This is a genomic window from Rickettsia endosymbiont of Seladonia tumulorum (assembly GCF_964030815.1).
Classification (GTDB): Bacteria; Pseudomonadota; Alphaproteobacteria; order Rickettsiales; family Rickettsiaceae; genus Rickettsia.
The window spans coordinates 1396668-1423052 of sequence record NZ_OZ034963.1; the positions used below are offsets into that span (position 1 = coordinate 1396668).

Genomic DNA, 26385 nt, shown 5'->3' on the forward strand with positions numbered 1-26385 from the left:
TTATTCTATAATTTCAGATTTTTTAAAGAAAAACTTAATTTCTCTTTTTGCACTATTTTCACTATCAGAACCGTGAATACTATTAGCTTCAATTGATTCACCTATATCCTTTCTAATAGTTCCAGCTTCAGCTTCTGCTGGATTAGTTGCTCCCATAACTTTACGGTTTAAAGTTATAGCGTCCATACCTTTAAGAACTTGAAGCACTACGGGACCTGAAGTAATATATTCAACTAAACTATCAAAAAATGGCCTTGCTCTATGTTCATCATAAAAACATTCTGCTTCATATTTAGTTAAAGTTGTCATTTTCTGAGCTACTATTTTTAAGCCCGCATTTTCTAAGTAGGTATTAACTTGCCCTATTTTATTCCTTTTTATAGCATCAGGCTTAATCATTGAAAAAGTATATTGTATTGTCATTTTTAACCTATTTATATAATTATTAAATTTATTTCTTTGCTGAAAAATTCCATGTTAAAGCGAATAAGCTACTTCCTAAAAGAGCAGAAATACTAAAAAATATAAACACCCCATCCCATCCATAATTATCACTTATCCATCCAACACCGACTCCTGCAATTGCTGCTCCTAAATAACCAAACAACCCTGATAATCCATTAGCTGTGCCAACAGCTTGACGAGTACTAAAATCAGCCGCGGCAATACCTACAAGTAGTTGTGGACCTGAGACAAAAAAACCAACAAGAGAAAGAATTACTATACTTAGCAACTCGCTTTGGATAGGAAGCTTCCAAAATAAGATTAGCAATAAACTAAGTGCTAGCATACATATTGTACTTACAGGACCACGTCTTCCTTGAAATAATTTATCAGATAAAAAGCCTGCTATTAACGCCCCTGGAATACTTATCATTTCATATAAACCTATTTGTAAACCAGCATTTAAGAGACTTATACCTCGTAAATCTTTTAAAAATGTAGGAGCCCAATAAATTACCCCTAAACGTATTATATATACAAACATGTTTGCTAAACAAACATACCATATTAATTTATTGCAAAATACTATTTTAAGTAATTCGGCAGTTGGCAGTTTATCATAATCGCTTATTAATTCAGGAGGGTAATTTTTATATTCTTCAACTGTAGACAAACCTACTTCTTTGGGAGAATTGCGAAGTCTATTATATAAAAAAATTGATACTACACAAGCAACCACGCCAGGTACAAAAAAAGCAGTTCTCCAACCGAACTTATCAATCAGGTAACCACAGCTTACCATAGCAAGAGCACCACCTATTTGGTTAGAAGTTGCTCCCATTGCCCATTTAGTTCCTAGCTCTTTAGAAGCAAACCAGTGAGTTAACATTTTTGTAGCAGGAGGCCAGCCCATTGACTGAAACCAATTACTTGCTATCCACAAAATACCAATAAGGAATAAAGAATCTGAAAAGCCTATTAGAATAGTGATAATACCAACGAACAAAAGCCCCAGAACCATAAATATCCGAGCATTAGTCTTATCACTGATAAATCCATTACAAAATTTACTAACTCCATACATTATGGAAGAAGCAGTTAATATCCAACCGATTTGAGTTTTTGTAACATCAAAATATTCTCTAATAGCTGGCGTTGCTATATTAAAATTTTGACGACAAAAATAAAAAGTTGCATAACCTATAATGATAGAATACAAAATCCTTATTCGCCAACTGTTATATTTTTTGACATATGGTGTTCTTGGAATTTTAATTTCAGATTTTGTATTTCTCATATCATAAATCCTATAATTACAAAGAAAATAAGCTCTTAAAAACCTATTTTCTTATATTGATACTATTTTTCAGTATTATTTACTAAAACTTGATATTCTTTATTTAATCCCTTAACGGCATATATCCATAATATTACTATCACAAAAAATATAGAAGCAAAATATGGGGTTGCTTCAACAAACCCCAATGCCGGGAATATAATAAAAAATGTAGATTGAATAATAGCACCACCTGATTTACCAAATCTTCCACCGATAACTTCAACAGCAGCTTGACCTTTTACTCGTAAATCTTTATCAAGTGGAATATAAGCCATATTTTTAGTAGCATCAAATAGAGAATATTTTACACCTTTACTTAAAACATTTTGAATTGTACCGATCATAACCGCAAGTGCTAAAGGACCTGATGCTAAAATACCTGTTAGATACATAGCAATTACACTATCAAAAAAGATAAACGCAAAAAACGCAATACCGGTAATTAGCATCATTAAAGGCGTAATCATCGCAGCAGTTAACCAAGATACTTTCCTCAAAATATTACTTCCTATAATCATAAAAGCTATAGCAACCCAACCTTGATAAGCTTGAAACTGCCCCATATACATAGTATAAGCTTCTTTTGTCGGGTGTAATTCTTTTAACTTTGATTTCCAAACACCTTCAACTAGATTTACAGAAATACCATAAGCAATAAGTAATAATGCGATATAACCTACATATTTAGAAGTAAATATCATTTTAAAGCTTTCTATTAACGACATCTTAGCTTTAGCCTTTTTCCCTTTTACAAGTGCTGGATCATAAAGTTTAGGATCAGTTAAAACATTTTTATTCATCCATCTATATGTAAGTATTACAGCCAAACTACTTATTATCATAATAACAAATAATGGAGTAAACTTTAAATGCTCTGCTACTATTTGAGTTTTTTCATGTAAAAAATACCCAATAATTAGCGATGTTACAGGTAATGCTAAATTAGCAAGTAATCCAAACATTGAATAAAAACGCTTAGCTTCATCGGTTTTAGTAATTTGGTTAGCAAATTGCCAAAATAGTAAGCTTAGCATTAATGTTCCCCAAAGCTCAGCCATAGTATAGAAAGATGCAAAACTCCATTTCCCAACTATTCTTATAAACCATTTAAAATTAGGATATGCTAAACTTAAGGATTCTATAGTTTCAGGATTAGGGTGAACTAAATCAGGGTTAGGATAAAGAACAAATGCAAATAATGCAAAATATGCTAGGAAAAAAGAAGTAATTACATAAAATACGTTTTCTTGCTTTAAAATATCACATAGCTTAACGTAAACTATCATAGCAATTACCGCAGAAGGAAGTACTATATAAGTTTTTAAGAAGCTTATTGCTTCAGCTCCTATATCAGTTACTACAAAACCGTCTTTAATTGAACGAAGTGTTGAGTAATTTAGTAAAATACAAAACATCATAAATGCCATTGGCAAAAACTTTTTGTTCTCATACCTCTCAATAGGCCAAATTACTTTTCTTAGTTCCGAGATATAATTATCGCTTTTCGTAGTACTCATAAATTAAATTTTTCTATTTGTTTCAAAGATAAGTATTATACTAAAATATGTTAGAAAAGTCAAATATGATGATTATTTATAATAGGCTGCAATCAATATTACCCAAGAATTTTTATAAATTATTTCTTTAACCTCAAATCCTATTTTTTCATAAGCATCTCTAACATCTTCCAATTGATTATCAAGAAAACCTGACAATACTAAATAACCATTTTTATTCATAAGATTGCTAATCTGGGTAGATAACTCAATTAAAGGTAAAATATTACTTATGACTAAGTCAAACTTACTATTATAATAGTTACCCTATAAAATATTTTCAGAGGTATTTTGATAGAATTTTATATTAGAATTGTTAAAGCTAGCATTTTCTTTTGCAATTTCTACCGATGCATCATCAATATCACAGGCTAAAATCTCTGCCTCATTCCATAATTTTTCAGCTATAAATGAAAGAATCCCACTGCCAGTACCTATATCTAAAATTTTATTTGCTTTAATATCTTTAAGATATTCTAAAGCCTCTATACATCCTAATGTAGTCTCATGATTACCAGTACCAAAAGCTCTAGAAGCTTCAATTAATATAAGTGTTTTATCTTTGGGACATTTATCTTGATGTAATGTTGTGCAAATAAAGAAACGATTTGTTTGAATTGGTGCTAACTGGTTTTGATAAAGTGCTACCCAATCTTTATCTTCTATCTCTTCACTAATTATGTCACTAGTGATTTCTATATTGTTTAGTTTTGCTAATTCCTGTACTTCTTTTTTTAAAGAAACTAAATTTGTTTGATTATCACAATAAATTTCAAAGCACCAAATATCTTTAGGTTGTGATTCTAAAGTTTTTGACTTTACTTCATAAACAGAAATGGCACTTACTTTTTCTGTAAAAAATTCTTCAAATATATTTATATCCTTATACTGAATATTAAATGAAATTTTAAAAATATCTTTTGATTGACTATCAGATTTAAACATGATCTACTTATGTGATAAAATTTTAATAAGGCTTATATGATAAGAAACATAATTATTACTATTTCTGCAATATTATTGTTAACCTCAAAAGGCTTTGCAGATGATACTATATCTAATGCTTCAAAAAAAGATACCAAAACAGATATTACAACACAAAAAATTCTAGATGAATTTTATGCCTATGCTGGCACTATTAAACCAGAAATACGTGAAGAAATACAAAAATATAGGGTAGAAATAGTTAACATTAATAAAAAGAAACGTGAACTATATTACAAGCTTTCTAAAGAAGCACAAAATTTTTTAGCAAAAGAACAAGAATATAAACAAAGATTATCTTCCTCCAGCATGGCTACCGAAGATAATAAAGATAATAATACTGCAAAAGATAATAAAGATGCTGATAAGAAATAATTAGTTATTTGCAGCACGTTTTAATCTATCGTTGATAGCAACACCTATATTTATTGAAGGTATGGGAGCAACCGCTATATATTCTATATTATGAGCAGCAGCATAATCGTCTAATAATCTCAAATATGCATAAAGATTGGCTGCTGCTTCTGTAAGGTCGCCTTTACTGCTTAAGTTTAATGAATATTCCCCTTTAAGATTGCTATCATCGAAATTTAACCCAATTTCTTTATCATTTAAGTTTGTAGCATTTAATCTAATCGGCACTATTGGGGAATAATGTTTCTCAAGCATTCCTGGAGCTTTAATATTAATATTTTTTGATGCTTTACCAATTTTAATATCAAGTGCTGCTTCTAACACTTCAGCAGTGATAAACCCCTCTCTAAGAATAGTAAGTATATCAGTTGTAGTATCGACGATAGTTGATTCTAATCCATATTTAGATTGATAATGTTTGTCTGTTAGAATAAAAATTTCTTCATTATCATTAAAATGCTTTGTAACATGATCTAGCCTAGTCGGGCTTATATAATTTGAAGGGTTGGCACTTGGAGCAGCTATTGACTTTCCGGATTGTTTAATAAGTTCCAATGCTAATGGGTGGGATGGTATACGAATTGCTATAGTTTTAAGTCCTGCCGTAACTGCCGTTGCAATATTTGCATTTTCTTTTAACGGAACAACTATAGATAACGGACCAGACCAAAATTTTTCTGCTATTTTTCCGGCTATATAATTAAACTCTCCTATTTCTTTTGCTTGCTCTATAGATGAGACATGCACAATAAGCGGGTTGATAGCAGGACGATTTTTAAATTGAAAGATTTTTAAACATGCTTCTTGATTAGTAGCATCCGCTCCTATTCCATATACTGTTTCGGTCGGAAAAACTACGACTTTACCGGAGGTTATAAATTGAACTGCTTGTTTTATCATAAGCGGTTAAATTTAGCGATCTTATGAAATAATTTGCAAACATCTTGTAATATTAACAACCGATTTTTGGCAATTTTTTGGTCACTATCATTAACAAGTACATTATCAAAAAAGCTAGTAATCGGAGTTAATAGAGTCTGCAATAGATTTAATGCCTTATCATAATCCTTATCGACAATTTGTAGTGAAAGCTTTTGAGTTACTTTAAATAACTCCTTTTCAGGTTGAGTACTAAATAGATTAGGCTCAACAGCTCCATCAATATTTTGGCTTCCAAGTATGTTACTTGCTCGTTTATAAGCATTTAATAATTGCTTCCCGTCTTCTTTTTCTAAAAACTCTTTCAACGCATCAAGCTTAAATTTTATATTTGCTAAATTTAAATCAAGAACAGCATTAATTAGCGAAATATCATATTCATTTTTAAAATAAAATTTCGCTCTTTCCTCAAAAAACGATATTATTAAATCCTTATCTTTATCAGATGAATATAATTTCAAAGAAAAATCAATTAAACTATTTAAATTCAGCTCTAATTTATTCTCAATTATTATTCTTATTATGCCTAATACCTGACGTCTTAACGCATATGGATCACCGGAACCTGTCGGGGCTTCACCAGCTATCATTAAACCTACTAAACTATCTAATTTATCCGCAATCGCAAGCAAAGCAACATTACCAACCGGTACGCTATCACTCAAACCTTGCGGCTTATAATGATCTCTGATTGCTACAGCTATTTCTTCATTTAGGTTTTCATGTTTTGCATAATAATAACCCATAATACCTTGCAGCTCGGGGAATTCTCCAACCATTTCAGAAACAAGATCACTTTTACAAAGTTTAGCTGCGGTAATTAAATATTTATTATTCGGATCGATATATTTACAAATATTAGTAATACGCTCTACTTTTTCCTTTAAACTACCAAGCTTTGTGTGAAATGTTACAGCTGCAAGCTTTTCTGAATTTGCTTCTAAAGTTTTAGCTATATCTTGCTTGTAGAAATATAAGGCATCGGACAGCCTTGCCGATAATACTTTCTCGTTACCTTGTACGACTAGCTTGCTATTGGCAAAATTACCGTTACTAACGAAAAGGAAATATGGGGCAAAATTTTCTGATCTGTCAAATAAACAGAAATATTTCTGGTGAGTACGCATTGAAGAAATTAGCACTTCTTTGGGCAACTCTAAAAACTTTTGCGGTATTGCTCCGCATAATACTACCGGAAATTCGCTAAGCCCTGCTACTTCTTCAATTAATCTTAAATCTTCTTTTATGTTTAAATTATGAGTATTTGCTTGCTCTAATAAACCGTTTTTAATTATTTCTTCTCGTTTTAATCTTTCTAAAATTACATAATTTTCTGTGAGTTTAGTTTTATAATCCTCAAAATCAGTTACTTCGAGTTTTTTATTATCAGTAAGGCGATGCCCAAAAGTGATGTTATTAGCGGCTAAATACCCAAATTGCAGAGGTAATATTTCGCCATCAAATATGCATAAAATATTTCGTAGCGGTCTAATCCATTTTATATTGTAATTCCCCCAAAACATAGATTTTGCCCAGCTATATTTATTAATAGCTTCTACAATAATTTCAGGTAAAATTTCTTTTATTTGTCTTTCTGCTACTTTTTTAATGTAGAAATAATATAATTGATTATTAATTAACTTAGTTGAAAGCTCTAATTTGCTAACATTATGAGCTTTACAAAAGCCATTAATTGCAGCTTCCGGTGCTTCTGTACTCGGTCCTTTAATCTCTATTTCTTTTGGTAACATTACTTTCGGCAAATGTGTAGCATACAGCGTTATCCTGCGAGGTCCTGAAAATACTTGTAACCTTGCAAATATTTCGTTCTCTTCAAAAATTTTGGTGAAAATGCTTAAATATCCCTCTTCTGCATCTTTTTGCATAAAAGCCGGTATTTCTTCGCTAAATAGCTCTAATAATAATTCACTCACCGCTCATCTCCAACCATTTCATACAACAAATTTTAGCTAAATGACGCACTCTTAAAACATATGAAGCACGCTCGGTTACGCTAATTATTCCACGTGAATTCAATAAGTTAAAATAATGGCTTGCATTAAGACAATAATCATAAGCAGGTAACGGCAAGTTTGCTTCTACTAGCCGCTCGCATTGTTCTTCACTATCTTTAAAATGACGCAATAACATTTCGCTATCGGCAAACTCTAGATTAAACTTTGAAAATTGCCACTCAGCTTCAAAATCAACTTCACCATACTTTAAAGCTTTTTCGCCTGTTTGACCATTCCAATCAAGTTCTTTTACCTCATCGATGCCTTGAATATATAAAGCAAGACGCTCTAAACCGTAAGTAATTTCACCGGCAACGGGTTTACATTCAATACCGCCAATTTGCTGCATATAAGTGAACTGCGACACTTCCATACCGTCACACCATACTTCCCATCCAAGCCCTGCCGCTCCTAGCGTCGGTGATTTCCAATCATCTTCGACAAATCTAATATCATGAGCTTTTAAATCTATGCCTAAACATTCTAAGCTTTTAAGGTATAATTCCTGAATATTGTCGGGTGAGGGCTTTAAGATAACTTGAAACTGGTAATAATGCTGCATTCTGTTAGGATGCATGCCATACCTGCTGTCCCCAGGTCTTCTTGACGGCTGTACGTAAGCGACAGACCAAGGCTTTGGACCAAGACAACGAAGCACTGTTGCAGGGTGAAACGTACCAGCTCCAACATGGGCATCGTAAGGTTGCAAAATCGCACATCCATAATCCTGCCAATAATTCTGCAAGGTTAGTATAATTTGCTGAAACGATAGTTTTTTCATAAGGCATTGTTATCGGGAAAGAAAATTTTGATCAATTAAAAGGATCGAATATTTTAATGTTAAACATATTATAATGCTTGGTATTTCTAGTAACTAATATCATATTATGTTGTTTTGCTTGTGCTGCTATTAAAGTATCGATTGGATTAGTACCGTCTATACTTATTAATTCTCCCCATTCTTCACATATTTCTCTGTCAATATCAAGAATTCTTTTATCATAATCTATTATTATTCCTTCTAACCATTTTTCTAATTCTTTTCTGTTATATTTTTTCTCTTTGAGATTTACTGCATTATCAAAAATATGTTGTACCGCTTTTTCTTCTAACGCAGGTCCTTTAAGCTGCTCAACAGCTCTAGGGTTATTTTTATAAAAATCAAACAACATATTTTCTTGACCAGGAAAGCTACGTGCTTGCTGCATAATAATTCTGCGAAGATCATCAGGCTCTACTTGTAAATTTTTATCTTTTGCATATTCTGCAAGCATTAACCCAATTCTAACACGACGTAATGCTAATTTATCATAGTATTCTTTTACTTGTTCTGGTGATTTATCTTTGAATACAGAATCATCTTGCTCGCTTTTGTCAGTTTCAGACTTTAAGATATTTTTTTCTTGATCTAATAAAGATTCAGGCACGTCAAAATCTAACAATTTTTCTAGTTGATCAAATAAATTCATTTTCATAATAGTAGAAATAGCTTCTTCCGACTCATTTTCTATTTTTTTGGTAAAGTGAGTGCGTAGCTCTTCAAGGCTATTGCTTTGGAATTTTTTAGCAAACTCATCATCAATGACTGTAGGTTCTGCAGTATGAACAGCTTTAACCTGGACTACAAAACGAGCATCCTTACCAGCTAAATCTTTAGCATGATAATTTTCAGGGAAAGTTACATTAACTTCTACTTCACTACCAGCTTTAGAACCTATTAATTGCTTTTCAAAACCAGGAATAAGTGCATTGCTACCAATAACTACTTTAAAATCTGTAAGTTTGCCACCCTCAAAAGCTTCATCTTTAACATAACCAACTGCATCCATGGTAATTTGATCACCATCTTTAGCTTTTGCTTTACTTTCTTTGGTATAACTTTTCATCATTTCCGCAAGCTTTTTGAGTTGTTCTTCAACATCATCAGGACTTACTTCTAATTTCGGACGATTTATAGATATTTTCTTTAAATCTGGAATATCAATTTTAGGCAATAATTCCATTTTTATTGTAAATTCTAAAGGCTTATTAGGTTCGTTTTGTAAATCATCAATCTTTGGTCTGCCGATAATATTTAAATTATGCTCCTTAATAACATGATTTACTGAATCATTAATTCTTTTTTCTATTATATCATTTCTGACAGAAGCACCATATTTTTTCTCAACAATTGCAATAGGTACTTTACCAGCTCTAAAACCTGCTATTTTGACCTTTTTTGTTAAGTCGACCAGCTCTTTTTGAATATCATTATCTATTTCACTTAAAGGAGTTGAAATTTTAATATGAAAATCTAGCCCTTCATTTTTTAATATGGTAGTTGCCATTTGTAATAATCCGTTATTTATAAATAATTCAGCATATTAGTTTGCTAATCAAAATAAACTATAGAGCCAAAATATGCAATAGTTTTTGTAAACCGAACATAAGTAGGTTAAGAAACTAGAATTACTAAACTATTACATCTCAATAATTTATAAAACTTGAATAAGTTTAAGATTTTACAATTTAAACTTGCATTTTTATCTGATATAATTCTAAAGATTTTTTTAATGATTTAATAAATATGCAAGAAAAAACCAAAGTCTTTAACGTGTTAAAAGCTCTATATAGTTCCCAAGATACTTTACCGAAGCTAATAGAGGATGAGCAGATTAAAGCCCTATCTTTAGATGAGTATTATATAAAATTACAGATATTACTTAGCGAAGATAATGACTCAGCTAAAGCAGCATTACATGATAAAGTTACCGGCGAAAAGAAACCGGTAGAAATAGAAGATATTTTTAAAGCTATAGATGTAGAAAATAGGATAAGAGAGCTACTTGAAAAGAATTATCGAGTTAGAGAAGAAATAATTAATGATATAATTAAGCCACTAATTGAGGAAGAAAATAAGCTGAATCTACTTTATAGAAATATATCTAATAAAAGTGAATCGGAAATAAAAAATATAGCCGAATCAATAAACAGAATACAAGCAGATGTCGGTAAAGTGCTGTTACTAGGTGGGGCAGGGATAGGCAAAACTACGTTAATGCACTACCTATCTTATAAATGGGGCAAAGATAATTTATGGAATGATAAATTTGATTATGTCTTTAGAATTAAGTTAAAGGAATTGTTAAATGAAAATTGGAGTAGAGAATACGAAGCTAAGGAGCTACGTCAAAACAAACTAGCCTGTTTCATTCATTATTGCTTGAATTTAGAAAATATAGAACCGCACGAAATAATCAATATAAGCAACAAAGATAGAGTATTATTATTGCTTGACGGTTACGATGAAGTAGCATTTTTATCCCAAGATAATCGTGATTACCGAGATATTATGGAGGCAGTATTTCAGTATAAAAACGTAATAATGAGCTCTAGACCTAATGCAATCACAGAAAATATTAACAATAAGTTTGAACGCAAGGTAGAAAATACGGGATGGGATAGCGAAGGGATAGAGAAATATGTAAGTAAAAGCTTTAAACATGATCAAGAGCTTAGGACGCAATTGAAAAGTTTTTTAGCCGTTAACAATCAAATAAAAGAAATATGCGAAGTACCGATCAATACGGCATTAATATGTTTAATGTGGAATGATCCAGAAGTAAGGGATAAGTTTCGGGTAGATGGTAATAAAGATTTTAATATAAGTCGTTTATACGGCGGGATAATAGACTGGCTTAATAATAGGTATCTAGCAAAAACCCAGCATAAATATAAGAGTAAAACAGAAGCTAATAATCATTTAAAAAACATAATGAGTTTTTTAGAACAAATAGCTTATGAATCACTTAGCACAACAGGGAAGTTAGTAGAAAATAAACGAGTAGAAAACAACAAAGACACATTAGACATAGACGAAGTTATAGAACAAGGATTATTAAGAAGAGAGGGACAAAATTATCAATTTATTCACTTAACCTTTCAAGAATTTTTAGCCGCCCGTTATCTAAAAAATCAGTTATTAGATAATCATACTAAAAGCAAAATAGCAAGTTTTATAGGTGAGCATAGAAACGAACCAAAATATCTAATGACTTTAAAGTTTTTAGCCGGAATAGCAAATAATGATGATAGTAAAGAATTAATAGAAATATTTTGGGAAGCTGCAACTTGCAACGTTAACGGAATATTAGAGCTAGGGATTGAAAAGAAAATTGCATTACTAATGCATTTATTAGCTCAAAGCAAAATCAAGGACGAATTTAACAATAGAATACCATATTTAAAACAAATCCAAAATTTAATAGATGATATTGTATTAAAGGATATTACAATCTGGGAACAGCATATAATAGATAGCGGTTATTTATCCGAATCGATTGTTCAGGTGGTGAATGAGAAGTTACAAAGCAAAGAAGCTACATTTCAAGAATTAAAAACATCTGCAGAAATAATAGCGGCTCTATCAAATAGAACTGAGTGGGGTAACAAAACTAAAGTTTATGAAAGATTGATAAATTCTTTGGTAATTGAAAATATACAATTACAGGAATTAGTATTGCAGAAATTAGCAGAAATATTAGATGGGACTATAGATGAGACTGTAATACGAAAAAGCTTGAGCAAAATACTACCATTAAATACATGGGCATTAAATGAATATGTAAATATAATATTAGCTGAAATAATAATTATTGTCCCTGATCTAAGTGAGGAAATATTAAAAAACTGAATGATAATTATTTAGTTCTAGAGAGTTTAATTGAAATAATAAAATCAATACCTAAACTAGAACCACAAATAATCAAAATCTTTCAAAAATTGCTTAGAAATTACAATGAGGATTTTGTAACCGGTTTAAACTTAACCCGAATAGTAGAGGCGATACCTAGTTTAGTAGAGGAAGCAATAAGAACTTTCAAATTCTTAATCAATAATTCTAGTTTTAGTAAGTATGACAAATTTGAATATACCCATAGCTTAGAGTCAGGAAATTTATTTAATAGCCCTAATAACGGTATTATATATGATATTACTAAAACCTTAACTAAAATATTAAGTGTAATAGATAAACAACAATCATTTAATATATTAAAAGAATTATTGAATGATTCTAATATTTACATCAAATCCGGAGCAGCTTTGAGTTTAGCTAAGTTAGCAAATACTATGCCTAATTTAGTACACAAAACATTTGATATATTAAAAGAACTAATAAACGATCATAGAAATGAAATAAAATCTGCAGCTGCTTGGAGTTTAGCTGAATTAATAAATACGACACCTGATATAACACCAAAAATATTTGATATGCTAAAAAATTTATTAGAAAATTCTGAAATTCGAGTAAAATCTGCAGCCGCTTGGAGCTTAGTTGAATTAACGAACACAATACCAGATATAACGCCAAAGGTATTTGATACACTAAAAAAACTGTTAAATAATTATAATGATTATATCCAATTTACAGTTGTTGAAAGTTTAGCAAGATTAGTAAATACGACCCCAATTTTAGCACAAAAAGTATTTACAATATTAAGAAAGTTAATTACAAATCCTTACACTAATAAATATGTTAGGTCTAAAGCTGTTAGCAGTTTAGCTTCCATAGTACAAATAAAACCTAATTTGGCACAGAAAATATTTGATATATTATTGGAAGAAGTAGTTCATAAAAACAATGTTACACCTGAAGTTATAACAAGCTTAGGTTGGATAGTACAAGCAAATCCTAATTTAGCACAAGATGGATTAGAACTATTGAAGCTACTAATCCATAAAATTAGCGATTTCAACAATTATATTAATTTTACAATTTTAAGAAGTTTAGGTTGGATGGTGCAAGAAAATCCTAATATAGGACAAGAAGCATCTAAAATATTAATAAAACTAAGTAATAACCCTGATGTTGATGTTAAATCTGAAGCAATTTTAATTCTAATTGAGATTAAAAAAGTAAAACATACAAAAAAATTATTTACAGATTTAAGCGAAGTAATAAGTGATTCCAAAAATGATAGATATGTCAAACATATAGCTGCTCAGGGTTTAGCTAAAATATCAAACGAAATGTCGTTTATTAAAGTAGGCTATAGAAACTTTGCAGAATTACTTAAAATAACGATTTTAACTGAAAACCAAAAACTTTACAAAAATTCATATCCAGTATTTAAAACTACCCTACATAAAATAACTGACCATATCACTCAGGAATACGCAAAAAGAAAAAATCCTAAAGTGATAGAGTGGTTTAATGGATGTTTTAAGGAATTTCCGAATATAGCTGAAACACGAGTATTTTTAAAGGAAATATGTAAAACTATATTAAAGAGTGGGGTTATAAATCAGCTAGAAAGTCAGTTTATTTTAAACTGTGTAAAAAACTACCATTTTACTTTTACAGTAGCAGTTAATAAAGATCACAAAAAAATAGCAGGCAAGATAATCTTTGAAGATAGACGCTATGAAATATTTCAAAATGATAACTTAGAGGAGTTTGCTACCATGTTACTTGCCGCAACTGATGATCCGTTAGCAGAGCAGTATAAAACGCATAAGCCGTTATTTTTAAATAAAGGATTAGGACTTAAGATAGCGGCGAGTGATATTATGGACGTCAATAGTATAACAAACGAAGAAGCAAAACTTTCCACCGAAGCACCACTTTTATCTTATGTAAGAGATATTAAGGATAATGCCATAATATTATTAGAAAAAAGAAACGTTTTTGGAAACCATCTAATATATAAGTTTAATAATAATAATTTTGAGAAAGTAGCAGCTATTTATCCCGCTGAAATTGATGAAGAAACAATAAAACAAATATTTAAAGAAATAGAATCCAAAAAATTTATTCAGTGCTTTGTTAAGAGTGCTGAATATTTTAACTTCAATGAATGGCAGCTAGTAAATGAAGAGGGCAGAGACTTGTTTAAAGATATAATGGAAATAATCCAAAATGAGAAAGTAGAGTTAGAAACCTCTAATTTTAAATTGTTAGGTACTGAAGTAAATATCCGATTAAATGCACATGAGAATATATTAAAAGATGGCGGAATTATAAATAAAGCAGAAATTAATAGGGAAGTTGAAAGATTAAAAGAAGAGAATCCTAAATTATACAATTATTGTAATGCACTTTTTTGGAATACAAAAAATATTTTAAAAGCTTGCGGTATTGCAGAAACTGAGTTTTTTAAAAATAATATTAAAAAAACTATAGGAGAAAGAATAATATTGTTTGGAATAAAATTTTTCAATCCAGTAATTAAAGATTTACCTTTTGTTGGAGCTATAGCAGACTTTATAACTGATACAATAGAAGATATAATTTGTGTTTGGTTAGAAAAAAGACAAGATAGAAAGCTTAAGAATGAAATAATTAGTATAAATGATATTCTTCGCCATAAAATCGGAATGCAGGATGTAGAGGATTATTTTAAGAAAGTAGCTATCACTATAACCCACGCACGTAAAAACGAAATAATAAATCCTAAAGAAATATCTCAACCTAATTCCCTCGTTCAAAAGTTTCAAGCCTGTGTACAAGAAGCAGGAAATATGATTTATGATAAGACAAGAAATATTCTACTCCCTGAAATTATAGAGAGTTGCGATAAAGATAATAAAGCCGTGCAGTTAGCGTTAAAAGATTCTATTGCGTTTATTAACTATTTATATACAAACTATGACGATATATTAAATGACGATTTTGATTTATATGAACAATGTAAAAAGATTGTCAAAAACGGCACGCTAGATGCATTATTTACTCAAACTAACAAAAATTTTAACATTAACTAGCCTTGTTGCATCCAATGGTGTGCTATACTTTTCATAATATTTATTTTTCTAAATCTTCTTTAGACAATTTTGTAATTTTTATAACAGACTCTAAAGAAAACCCTTCTTTCATCATTTCCTTTGCCATCATAACTTTTTCTTCTTGCATTTTCTTTAGCATAATAGCTTTTTCTTCTTCTCTACCTTGTTGCATCCAATGATGAGCTATACTTTTCATAACGTTTTCTCTTTTTTTAGGATTTAATTTTGATTTAAGTAGTTTTTCTACTTCTATTATATCATCTTGTTTAATTCTGGTCAAAGTGTAGCATAAAATTAGTTCTATATGCTCAATACCAATATCTATTTTAGCAAATTTAGGCAAAAGATCAGCTACTTCTTCCCACCTTTTTAATAAATCACGTTCATGAATATGCTTCATAAAAAATTGCAAAATCCCAGACCATGCTTTTTCTTTCAATTTTTCGTCCGGAATATCATGTACATTGATTAATTGATAATCACCGCTCCATGTAGATTTTACAAGTTCACTATTCTCAAATAATTCCCATAGATTTCGTGGAGCATTATATTTTTGTACACCGTTATAAAATATTAATGGATATATGAAAGGAAATTTTTTGCTTTTTGTTGATTTTTTATGATATTCGGCAATTTTAAACATATACCGAAATAACCTCAAAGCCATATTATGATTAGGCGAGCTTTGATGCTCTAAGAGCAGATATAAGTAACCTTTTCTATCTCCAAACTTAGCAGAAAATAAAATATCTACTATAGATTTTTTGAGTCTTTTATCTACAAAACTGTCTTTTTCCATTTTCAGCTTTTCAAAGGAAATCAAATTTTGTATATGGGGAGGTAAATGCATCTCAAAAAACTCTTTAGAAACTAAAGGGTTTTCAAACGCACTTCTTATAATTTCGTCGTGTTTAGGCTTTTTAGACACTTATAATTGCTGACTATTAATATATAGTGAATTAACTTGGACTCGGGATAGTTAATTTAAAAGTGAGACTGCGGAACGTATACTTAATACGTGAGCACAGGCGAAACTTGCAAAATTGACTGTCCCCAGTTCAAGTTAAAAAACTATAAACGCACTATATACATTTTCTACTAATAGTACAACAATAATATTGCCTTTTTAATTAAAAGTTATATTAAATATCTAATAAGCTTTGTAGTTGGTCTTTGACTTTTGGTAGTTTGGCAAGATCACTTCCACCAGCTTGGGCAATGGAAGGCTGCCCGCCGCCACCGCTACCACCTAAGAATAACGAAAGTTCTTTTGCAATGAACCCTGCATTAAATCTATCTGTTATAGCCTTACTTATTGCAACAGTAATAGATAGTTTAGAGCTATTATTTCCAACATATACCACTACTAAATCTTCTGCTTTTTTAGCTAAATTCTCAGCAGCTTGACGTAAAATTTTATTGTCTAAATTTTCTACATGACGATAAATTAACTTAATTTCCTTGATCTTTTCGGCTTGTTTTTCAATCTGCTCGACGCTTAAATCTAAACTAGCTAAATAAGTTTTTTCTAACTCCTTTTCAAGCTCTTTATTACGTTCTAAAATATTGTTAACTTTACTGACAAGCTCATTTTTGTTAGTCTTTAGGCTATTTTCTATATTTTTAAGTAACCCCTCTTTTTCTCTAATTAGCTTAATTACAAATTCACCGCAAACTGCTTCGATTCTACGAATACCTGCTGCAATAGCTGATTCGCTGGTAATTTTAAAGCAACCAATATCACCGGTATGTCTAACATGCGTACCGCCACATAGCTCGAGCGAAGTTTCGCCCATCTTAACTACTCTAACTTCAGAATCGTATTTCTCGCCAAATAATGCCATAGCTCCTTGTTTTACAGCATCTTCGGTAGACATAAGCGTAGTATCTACTTCATGATTATCTCTAATAATCTCATTTACCTTATCTTCAATTAAAATAATTTCTTCAGGAGTTAAAGCTTTAGGGTGGCTAATATCAAATCTCAAATAAGAAGTAGCAACGAGTGATCCTTTTTGCGTAACATGCTTGCCAAGTACCTGATGCAACACCGCATGAAGTAGATGCGTTGTCGAGTGGTGAATTCTTAAATTCTGTCTATATTTAACATCAATACTAAAATTAGCATTTTCATTCGTAGTAACCTTACCTTTTTTCAATATACATTTATGAACTATGATAGAACCTAGATATTTTAGAGTATCGACTACTTCTATTTCACAATTTTGGGTTTTAATTACTCCGATATCGCCCATCTGCCCACCTGACTCACCATAAAAAGGCGTTTGGTTGGCTATTAAGAGAAATTGCGTATCTATTTCGCTAATATCGTTTACTAAAGCATTATCTTTAATTAAAGCAACTATTTTTCCATCAGCTTCGTTAAGATTATAGCCTAAAAACTCTGTACTGCCATATTTTGCTTTAATATCAAACCATAGCTGATCGGTTTTAGATTCACCTGATCCAAGCCAAGATTTTCTAGCACGCTCTTTTTGCTCAAGCATTTGCTGCTCGAATCCTTGATGATCAACAGCAATATTACGATTTTTTAAAATATCTTCGGTTAAATCAAGAGGAAATCCATATGTGTCATATAACTTAAACGCTACTTCACCTGATAATCTACCACCTGCATTGAGGTTTTCCGTTTCTTCGGAAAGTAATTTTAAACCCCGCTCTAAAGTAGTTTTAAATCTAATTTCTTCCTGCTCCAATATACTGCTTATAAAGCTTTCTGCTCGTTTAAGCTCAGGGTATGTATTACCCATTAAATCAACAAGTTTCGGCAGTAACTTATACATTAGCGGCTCTTTTGACCCGAGTATATGAGCATGACGCATAGCTCTTCTCATAATGCGGCGTAGCACGTAACCACGTCCCTCATTTGACGGCACTACCCCATCAGCTATCAAAAAGCTACAAGCTCTTAAGTGATCAGCAATAACACGGTATGAGAATTTTGCTTCTGCCTCTACTTTCACCTTTAATATATTCTCTGTGAAACTAATTATTTCTTGGAATAAATCTATATCATAATTATTATTAACATGCTGTAGCACTGCTGTCATACGCTCAAGACCCATTCCAGTATCAATCGACTTCTTCGGCAAATCTATTCTGGTATCTTTATCAATCTGTTCATATTGCATAAATACCATATTCCAAATTTCGATAAAGCGGTCACCATCTTCATCTTTAGTGCCAGGTAAACCACCATATATTTGCTCACCATGGTCATAAAATATTTCTGAGCACGGACCGCATGGACCTAGATCACCCATTGACCAAAAATTATTATTTGTTTTAATTCTAATTATGCGGTCATCCGAAAACCCTGCTATTTTCTTCCAGTAAGAAGCTGCTTCGTCATCAGTGTGATAAACTGTTGCATAAAGCTTATCCTTAGGCAATTCAAACTCTTTAGTTAATAAATTCCAAGCATAATATATAGCCTGCTCTTTAAAATAATCACCGAAAGAAAAATTACCGAGCATCTCAAAAAACGTATGATGCCTTGCGGTATAGCCAACATTTTCAAGGTCATTATGTTTTCCGCCTGCCCGTAGCGATTTTTGACTGGTTACTGCTTTGTCGTACGGTCTTTTTTCTTGCCCAGTAAAGACATTTTTAAACTGTACCATACCAGAATTAACAAACATAAGGCTCGGATCGTTATGAGGAATGAGCGGACTGCTACTTACATGCGTATGATTATTTGCTTTAAAGTAAGATATGAATTTACTTCTAATTTCTTCGGTGGTAAATTTAGACATATATATTATGATAAGTATAAAAATTAATTATATATAATGAATTATAATCAAAATAAACTTAATTTATAAAAAATATTCATGAAAAATATTTTTGACTTATTTAAACTGAAAAAAAATATTGTAGTTTTATTAGGCAATAAAGGCATTTTTCTTAGTGCTTTTCTTGGCGATAAAATATTAGATAAATTATTTATTCCTTATAAGGAAGAAGAGCAAATTGATTTAAGCTTATATAAGAATTTTTTTAATAAATTTTCCAAAAGCGATATTTACTTTTTACTTGATAACACTGAATGCAAGATGCGTCATGATCAGTTGCCAGTATTGCAATCTATAGTCAAGATAGATCCTATTGAACAATTTATTGCAGGGTATTTTGAAAAAGAAGATATTATAGCTCATTGTGTTTATGAGGTTACTTCTCAACCAAGCGAGATTTGGTCGCTTTTAATTATGTCATCTCCTTTAAGCGATATAGTTTCATGCGTAATAGAAAATAGATTGTTTAATTTTAAAGGAATGTATTTTTTAACGCTAGAACTACAAGTTATTATCAATAAAATAGTTCAAAATGTAGAAAATAATAAATTTGCAAATTATTTTCAAATTTGTGCTTTTGCAACACAAGCTAGCGGTATAAAGTTCATTATCAAACATAAAAATAATATAATCACCATTAGAAATTTTGAATATCAATTTGATAAGACAGCTAGCTATGTTCAAGGTATTATAGAACAGGAAATTAATGACTGCTTTATATTATTTAAAAACTATATCAATAATCTCAATAAAGAAGTTTGCATTATTCTTATAGTAGATGAAGAATTAAAATCTTTATTAGAGCCTATAAGCTTTGAAGATTATCGTGTAATCCTTGTTCCAGTTGATAACATATTAAACGAACCAAATTTAGAGAATACTCGACTTATAGATACAAATATCAGTAAATTACTTATCAAACATAAAAATTTTCCTGCTTCTAATAGTTATCTAAAATCAATAAAAAAGCTAACTATTATAAGAAGCTTAACATTTAAATTATCTGCTGCATTACTTGCAATACTAATAATTACTGCTGGTGTTATGAAATATCGTACAGATATAAATTATAAAGACACTAACTTTATTAATGAAAAATATTATGCCACAAATCAAGAATATGATAATATAAAATATAAATATCCATATATTAAAAATACTACTAGCCTTGCTGACTTATACGTAATAGACAAATTACTGGAAGCACCAGTACCATTACCATTTGAACTACTTGAAAAACTTATTATTACCCTTAATCCATCTTTTAAAGTAAAAGAAATAAAATGGGAATTAACAAATATAGATAATATTTTACTGGTTTCAAAAAGACACTTATTAATTAAACTATTGCTTAATTATAATACTCAAGGTATCTCGGTAGATGAGTCAATCAAAATGCTTAATGATCATATGACAAGCGTAAAAAATAAATTACCTCATTTGTATATAGATTACGTTATATATAAGGATAAAATAATTGATATATCAAATAGAGTAGAAATCCCTTTATTTGTTAGTATCATTGACGAAAAAACTTAAATTATTTAAGGTAAAGAGATGTTTCAAAAATATATTGTGTATTTAAAGAATCTTATATTCTTTCAATTTATTATATATTTTTTCTTTATTTCATTAACTGTTTGGGTAATAAAAAGTTTACAGCAAGAATATGCACAATCAATTCTTGATAAACAATTAGCTCAAGAAAGTTTAACTGAAGAAGTATTAAAGCTTTATTCCGTGCAAAATTCTAAAGAAGAAATTTTAGAATCCTATAAGAAATATGTCGATTTAAGTTTACCAAATAAAGTAACCTGCTTAAATTATCAAGAATTAATTCCTAAAATAAAAGGTTTGAGCAATAAATATAATCTACTAGAACCTATAGATATATCAATAAACTCAGTCTTTTTTAAAAATAATATTCCGGCAAACGAAAATGAAAATATTCGTGTAAATAATTATAGTATAAATATAAAATATGCAGCTGTGGATTTTATAACTTTCCTAAAAATATTTCATGAAATCTATTCTTATATGCCGCCTAACACGCTTATATCATTTGTAAGAGTACGAAATGAAGAAGTATTAACACCTAAAAATATTTACAAACTTTCAGTAGCTCACCCTCCTAACCTTATTTATGCCAAATTAATATTATATATACGAGAATTATCTTCAACATGAATAATATAGATACTACTTTATTTAAAAAAGACATTATTAATAATTTTATTAATAACCTTACCGAAATTACCTGCTCAACTCTTGCAAATATGCTTGCTATAGATTATGCGGTAAGACTTAATTCAAAACCTGAAGCTAAAAAATATATAAATGTATGTATTTCAAGGCTTAAAAATCACTTAAGGCTACGTGTTATTAATGATGATAGTTTTTCTCTAGCTCTAAAATTATTTGTAATTCTGATTACTCCAGAAGATGAGAATAATCAAAATATTTCTGAACAATCACAGGATATCGTAGCAGAAAATCTAGTAGAAATGTATTTTGGAGCTGAAAAAATAAGTAGCGAAGAAAAATTAAAAATAAAAAACGTGTTTAAAGTTCTTTTAAAAGAAAAGAATTTCGACGAAATAATTAATTATGCACAATCGCACGTAAAATTATTCCGTATGTCTTTAAGATATGGCATAAATAAGTATAAGACTCCCAACGAAATAAGTGTTTATATACAACAAGAATTTAGTAAAGTATTAGAAATATCTTCAGAACTTACAAGAAGAAGTAATCTATTTAAACAAACTACCGGGAAAATTGCCGGTGCTGCTTGTGCCCTTTTAGTCGGAGCGATTAGCGTTGCAACAGCAGGAGCAGCTTTTTCTATTGTAGTTTTGCCTGTTTCAATTTTTGCCGTGAAATATGCCCCTAAAATTGGTGAAAAAATTGGAGAACTAATTTTAAATAACGATAAAGCGATAAAACTGGAGCAGAATAATATTAATCAGATTATAGCGAAAATATCCAATAATAATGAAAATTTATTATCTCAAGAAAAAAGACAAAATATTCAAAAAAGCATAATAACAACACCAACTAAATTAAACGTCAAATTAGATAAGAAACTAGGACATGAAAAACATAGATAAAATAAATTAATCAGTTAAATATAATATTTCAAAACGTTTCTTATCAGCAAGCGACTGAGCTTTAGGAACTTCCGGATACTCCAGTAATAATGGCAAAAACAAGCTGCCTCCAATCACAATACGACTATTTTCGTTTTTAGGACGCAATCCCCACATATTTTGATAGGTCATAGCCATTAAGGTACTTTCTTTATTATGAACGTTGGGATAATTACCTATATATAAAAATACATGTCCTTCAATATGTATTATAGTAAGAAAAGGTTTTCCATTTTTAATTAGATAAGATAATCTTTCTAACGGAGTGGCAGCACTCATATCAACTGCATAAAAATTTTCCTTAATAAATTCTGCCTGAGCACCTGAGTTTCTAGGTAGCCATATACCAAAAGGTGTAAAAAGATTTTTTAATTCTGCAGAACAATCATTATAAAAATACATATTTCCCCAACCATAAGGTCTACCTATTAAACTACTCATAAGGTTTGCCATATTATGCTGAGTAAAGCTTAAAGGCATAACTTCAACATTTTCATTAGGTACTGATACATGTTTAATAATAGCTCGATTATTTTCTACTACTGGTATCATTAATTTTTTATTTGAGGTATCTTTACTATCTACTATAGGAAATACCGATCCTATATAAGCAGTAAATAAAGACCTGCCATTTAAATCTATAATATTTGTATTTGTTTGAGTAATCGCACCAAGCTTTAATTTAGCTGCTTTTTGCCAATTATCTATAAACCTGCTTGATGCTTTAGCGATGCCCCTACTTTCTACCCAAGTTAAAAACGATGAAGGGGCTATTACTAAAGACCAATTTTTATCCATAGTAGTTCCAACTACATATAGAGGTGTTCCTGCCCAAATAGCAGTTTCTTGAAGATTGTCGAAAGGATATCCTTGTCCAGCAATTTTATTGCTGTAAAAATGTACATCATTTGTTGGCAATGCTCTAGCATGTAAATTATCAATAGCTATAGCTCTATTATTAGGGTTATAATCTAAATTAGCGAATTGAGCTATATTCATATTATAAGTAATTTGATCAGCCCAAGCAGGTGAGTAAGGACGATAATTTTCAGCATAACCTATATCATTTTCTGCTTTTTTACCTCTATTGCTATATTTACTCACTATTTCTTCTTGTATAGATACTATATCTTCCGGAGAAGTTTTATGCAGAACTAAATTAACAAAATTTTGATCCCACGGAGATAATTTACCATATTTATACTCATAAAATAATTTAAAATGTCTCTGCTGCGTATCTACAGCTAATAATGGAGTATTATAATTAGGATCATTAGGATTTAACCAAGTAGAAACGTTTTGGTCGTATTTTTCTAAAGGGAATAACGTTAAAACTTCTTTGCCTTGAGACAAATTTTTATTATTAATTGAATTACAGCTCATTAATAAGCAAGAGGCTACTATTGATAAAATAATATATTTTTGCATTAAGATTAACCAATAAATAAAAGCTAAATAATAATTATCAGATTTATTAATGCAAGTAATATTTGAAAGCTACTTTTAATCATCTTTAAAGCATAATTATTATTTAATCTTTTTTAAAACTCATCTAAGATATATTTTTACTTGAGAATATAAAATATTCACCTTATTATCCTGTTAATATTAATATAATAGTTTTAAATGAAAAAAGTAGTAATATCAGGCATGGTAGGCAATGCCTTAGAGTGGTATGATTATGCATTATATGCCCAATTTGCTTATATTATAGGTCAGCATTTTTTCCCTGATTCTGAAATGCGTGATACTCTAACTTTTGCAGTATTTGCTGCAGGTTTTATAGTACGTCCTTTAGGAGGTATCATTTTTGGTAATATCGGTGATAGATTCGGTAGACGTATTGCTTTAGTAGTCGGCATTATAACTATGGCAGTGCCAACTGCTGGAATAGGTTTACTCCCAGGATATAAAACTATTGGGATTGCTGCACCTATTATTCTAACTATTATAAGACTAATTCAAGGATTTTCCTTAGGCGGTGAATTTAGCGGCTGTATTTCTTATATAGTTGAGCATGCTTCATTTGAGCAAAGAGGGCTTGCGGGTAGTGCCTCATTCGTTAGTATGTGCGGGGGCATGCTACTTGGGCTTATAACCGCTGCTGGTTTTTCGTATTTTATGCCGGCTGATATGTTATTTGAATGGGGATGGAGAATACCTTTTATTGCTGGATTATTCATTAGTTCGGTAGGTTTATATATTAGGAAGAATCTATCAGAAAGCCCTATATATAAGAAAGCTAAAGAGAGCGGTAGGCTAGCACGTTTTCCTCTACGGGAAACCTTAACAAAATACCCAAAAGAGCTAATCGTAGCACTTGGACTTTATATTACTGTAACTGCACCTTTTTATACTTCGACGGTTTTTATCGGCAATTTTATGCAAACTCTTGGATATACTAACCAACAAAGCGTTATTGTAAGTAGCGTAATATTAGTTGTTATGATAGTAGTGTTTCCAATATCGGCTTATATTTCAGATAGAGTAGGGCGTCGTCCTGTACTAATATGCGGTATTATTTTACTAATTCTATTAGTTTATCCTATTTTCATTTGCCTTGGATCAATGAATTTTGCTTTAGCAATCATCTCACAAATATTATTTGCCGGAATTATTGCTGTTTATATGGGACCTATACCGACAGTGCTAGTAGAAATATTCCCAACTAGCGTAAGGTTTACCGGTGTTGCACTTTCATATAACCTTGCTGCTGCTATATTTGGCGGTACTGCTCCGATGGTAGCAATGTTATTAATGAAAATGACCGGCGACAATTACGCAATCTCATATTATTTAATTGCACTTGCTTTAGTATCCTCTATAATCCTGAGATTTTATAAAGAGACATATAAAAAGAATTTGGTGAATTAATATGAGTGAGGTTTTTGAAGTACCTGGCGGTGAAGAGAAAGTATTATTACATACTTGTTGTGGTCCTTGCGTTGGTCCTTTAATGGAAAAAATGATGAGTAGCGGTATTAATTTTACGCTATTTTTTTATAACCCTAATATTCATCCTAAGCAAGAATATGAATTGCGTAAGAATGAAAATATACGTTTTGCCGAAAAGCATAATATCGAATTTATTGATGCTGACTATGATCCGCAAAACTGGTTTAAACGTGCTAAAGGCTTAGAGTTTGAGCCAGAAAGAGGCAAACGCTGCTCTATGTGCTTTGATATGCGTTTTGAGCGTACGGCTTTATACGCTCATGAAAATGGGTTTAAAGTCATTAGTAGCTCGCTTGGTATTTCCAGATGGAAAGACATGAACCAGATTAATGAATCGGGAGTTAAAGCAGCATCACATTATGAGGGTATAACTTACTGGACTTATAATTGGCGTAAAGACGGCGGAGCAAGTCGTATGTATGAAATTGCTAAAGAGGAGCATTTTTATAAGCAAGAATTTTGCGGCTGCACACCATCGCTTCGTGATACTAATAAATGGCGAGTAGCTAACGGTCGCCCGAAGATCGAGATTGGTAAAGAGTATTATTAGGTGTCATTACGAAGATGGTTTGTTCCTTGGCATCCCACAGATCGGCTTTGTTGCACGACTCGAAAAACGTCCATGTTGTCATACCGTGGCTTGACCACGGGGTAACAAGGGGAAATGATCCACGCAGGCAAACCACTACGGTATGACAAAGGAAACCGATTGACTTTTTTGTTTGAAGTAGTTAAAGCTATTTTGGGGTGTTGAAACCTTTTGTAGTATGGTGGATGCATCAGCCATAAAATGGTGCAATCCTTGTTGTTTGTATTTTTTATTATTTCTGGATCCCATGATCAAATCTATAATACCGGACTATCGGACAGTTTTTATTCTATGTCATTCTTGCGGAAGCGGGAATCCAGCATAAAGCGAGATACTTAAGCTTTTAATTTTAAAAGCTTGCTGCTTTTATGTTTATTTTTCTAGATTCCTGCTTCTGCGGGAACGACATATAAGGTCACCTA

General features: G+C 30.9%; 18 protein-coding genes and 1 pseudogene. 8 read left to right on the forward strand and 11 right to left on the reverse strand.

The window, feature by feature from the left end:
- The 4 genes and pseudogenes from ndk to AAHF54_RS07025 form a co-directional block, all read right to left on the reverse strand.
- On the reverse strand, window positions 1-423 hold the full coding sequence (ndk, locus tag AAHF54_RS07010; protein WP_341788529.1) for a nucleoside-diphosphate kinase: 423 nt from the start codon (window positions 421-423) through the stop codon (window positions 1-3).
- 28 nt (window positions 424-451) lie between these two features.
- Window positions 452-1741 (reverse strand): MFS transporter, encoded by a 1290-nt coding sequence (locus AAHF54_RS07015; RefSeq protein WP_341788530.1) that lies wholly within the window; start codon window positions 1739-1741, stop codon window positions 452-454.
- Between the two features lie 62 nt (window positions 1742-1803).
- Window positions 1804-3300 (reverse strand): ATP/ADP exchange transporter Tlc1, encoded by a 1497-nt coding sequence (gene tlc1 / locus AAHF54_RS07020; RefSeq protein ID WP_341788531.1) that lies wholly within the window; start codon window positions 3298-3300, stop codon window positions 1804-1806.
- Between the two features lie 72 nt (window positions 3301-3372).
- Window positions 3373-4284: pseudogene (locus tag AAHF54_RS07025) on the reverse strand (50S ribosomal protein L11 methyltransferase).
- A gap of 36 nt (window positions 4285-4320) precedes the next feature.
- Between AAHF54_RS07025 and AAHF54_RS07030 the strand changes: the two are divergent.
- Window positions 4321-4698 carry a hypothetical protein gene (locus AAHF54_RS07030; RefSeq protein WP_342169987.1) on the forward strand — a complete coding sequence of 126 codons (378 nt, stop codon included), beginning with the start codon at window positions 4321-4323 and terminating at the stop codon, window positions 4696-4698.
- Here the strand turns inward: AAHF54_RS07030 and AAHF54_RS07035 are convergent, their stop codons facing one another.
- The 4 genes from AAHF54_RS07035 to tig are packed head-to-tail and all read right to left on the reverse strand — an operon-like array spanning window position 4699 to window position 10018.
- On the reverse strand, window positions 4699-5637 hold the full coding sequence (locus AAHF54_RS07035; RefSeq protein ID WP_341788534.1) for an L-threonylcarbamoyladenylate synthase: 939 nt from the start codon (window positions 5635-5637) through the stop codon (window positions 4699-4701).
- On the reverse strand, window positions 5634-7610 hold the full coding sequence (gene glyS, locus AAHF54_RS07040; RefSeq protein ID WP_342169988.1) for a glycine--tRNA ligase subunit beta: 1977 nt from the start codon (window positions 7608-7610) through the stop codon (window positions 5634-5636). The genes AAHF54_RS07035 and glyS overlap by 4 nt, the downstream gene beginning before the upstream one ends.
- Window positions 7603-8472 carry a glycine--tRNA ligase subunit alpha gene (locus tag AAHF54_RS07045; protein ID WP_342169989.1) on the reverse strand — a complete coding sequence of 290 codons (870 nt, stop codon included), beginning with the start codon at window positions 8470-8472 and terminating at the stop codon, window positions 7603-7605. Before AAHF54_RS07045 ends, glyS begins: the two co-directional genes overlap by 8 nt.
- 31 nt (window positions 8473-8503) lie before the next feature.
- Complete coding sequence (gene tig / locus AAHF54_RS07050) at window positions 8504-10018, reverse strand: trigger factor (RefSeq protein WP_342169990.1); 1515 nt, start codon at window positions 10016-10018, stop codon at window positions 8504-8506.
- A 239-nt stretch (window positions 10019-10257) separates the two neighbouring features.
- On the opposite strand from tig, the gene AAHF54_RS07055 reads away from it, so the two are divergent.
- Window positions 10258-12363, forward strand: a complete 2106-nt coding sequence (locus tag AAHF54_RS07055) for an NACHT domain-containing protein (RefSeq protein WP_342169991.1) — start codon at window positions 10258-10260, stop codon at window positions 12361-12363.
- Between the two features lie 89 nt (window positions 12364-12452).
- Window positions 12453-15434: a HEAT repeat domain-containing protein gene (locus AAHF54_RS07060; RefSeq protein ID WP_341788541.1), complete on the forward strand. Its 2982-nt coding sequence runs from the start codon at window positions 12453-12455 to the stop codon at window positions 15432-15434.
- A gap of 40 nt (window positions 15435-15474) precedes the next feature.
- On the opposite strand, the gene AAHF54_RS07065 is transcribed toward AAHF54_RS07060, so the two are convergent.
- Both AAHF54_RS07065 and alaS read right to left on the reverse strand, forming a co-directional pair.
- A complete protein-coding gene (locus AAHF54_RS07065) occupies window positions 15475-16383 on the reverse strand; it encodes an Rpn family recombination-promoting nuclease/putative transposase (protein ID WP_341788543.1) in 909 nt (302 codons plus the stop codon).
- A 214-nt stretch (window positions 16384-16597) separates the two neighbouring features.
- Window positions 16598-19231, reverse strand: a complete 2634-nt coding sequence (alaS, locus tag AAHF54_RS07070; protein ID WP_342169992.1) for an alanine--tRNA ligase — start codon at window positions 19229-19231, stop codon at window positions 16598-16600.
- 78 nt (window positions 19232-19309) lie between these two features.
- On the opposite strand from alaS, the gene AAHF54_RS07075 reads away from it, so the two are divergent.
- From AAHF54_RS07075 to AAHF54_RS07085, 3 genes are read left to right on the forward strand one after another with little or no spacing between them, the layout of a single operon-like run.
- Complete coding sequence (locus tag AAHF54_RS07075; RefSeq protein WP_341788545.1) at window positions 19310-20809, forward strand: hypothetical protein; 1500 nt, start codon at window positions 19310-19312, stop codon at window positions 20807-20809.
- 18 nt (window positions 20810-20827) lie between these two features.
- A complete protein-coding gene (locus AAHF54_RS07080; RefSeq protein WP_341788546.1) occupies window positions 20828-21457 on the forward strand; it encodes a hypothetical protein in 630 nt (209 codons plus the stop codon).
- Window positions 21454-22380 (forward strand): RP853 family protein, encoded by a 927-nt coding sequence (locus tag AAHF54_RS07085; protein ID WP_410525912.1) that lies wholly within the window; start codon window positions 21454-21456, stop codon window positions 22378-22380. The genes AAHF54_RS07080 and AAHF54_RS07085 overlap by 4 nt, the downstream gene beginning before the upstream one ends.
- 6 nt (window positions 22381-22386) lie before the next feature.
- Here the strand turns inward: AAHF54_RS07085 and AAHF54_RS07090 are convergent, their stop codons facing one another.
- Window positions 22387-23847, reverse strand: coding sequence for an SH3 domain-containing protein (locus AAHF54_RS07090; RefSeq protein WP_342169993.1), 1461 nt, complete (start codon window positions 23845-23847; stop codon window positions 22387-22389).
- Between the two features lie 198 nt (window positions 23848-24045).
- Between AAHF54_RS07090 and AAHF54_RS07095 the strand changes: the two genes are divergently transcribed.
- Together AAHF54_RS07095 and AAHF54_RS07100 are read left to right on the forward strand one after the other, a co-directional pair.
- Window positions 24046-25293 carry a metabolite/H+ symporter gene (locus tag AAHF54_RS07095; protein ID WP_342169994.1) on the forward strand — a complete coding sequence of 416 codons (1248 nt, stop codon included), beginning with the start codon at window positions 24046-24048 and terminating at the stop codon, window positions 25291-25293.
- A 1-nt stretch (window position 25294) separates the two neighbouring features.
- Window positions 25295-25924 (forward strand): epoxyqueuosine reductase QueH, encoded by a 630-nt coding sequence (locus AAHF54_RS07100; RefSeq protein WP_341788549.1) that lies wholly within the window; start codon window positions 25295-25297, stop codon window positions 25922-25924.
- Window positions 25925-26385: the final 461 nt, after the last annotated feature.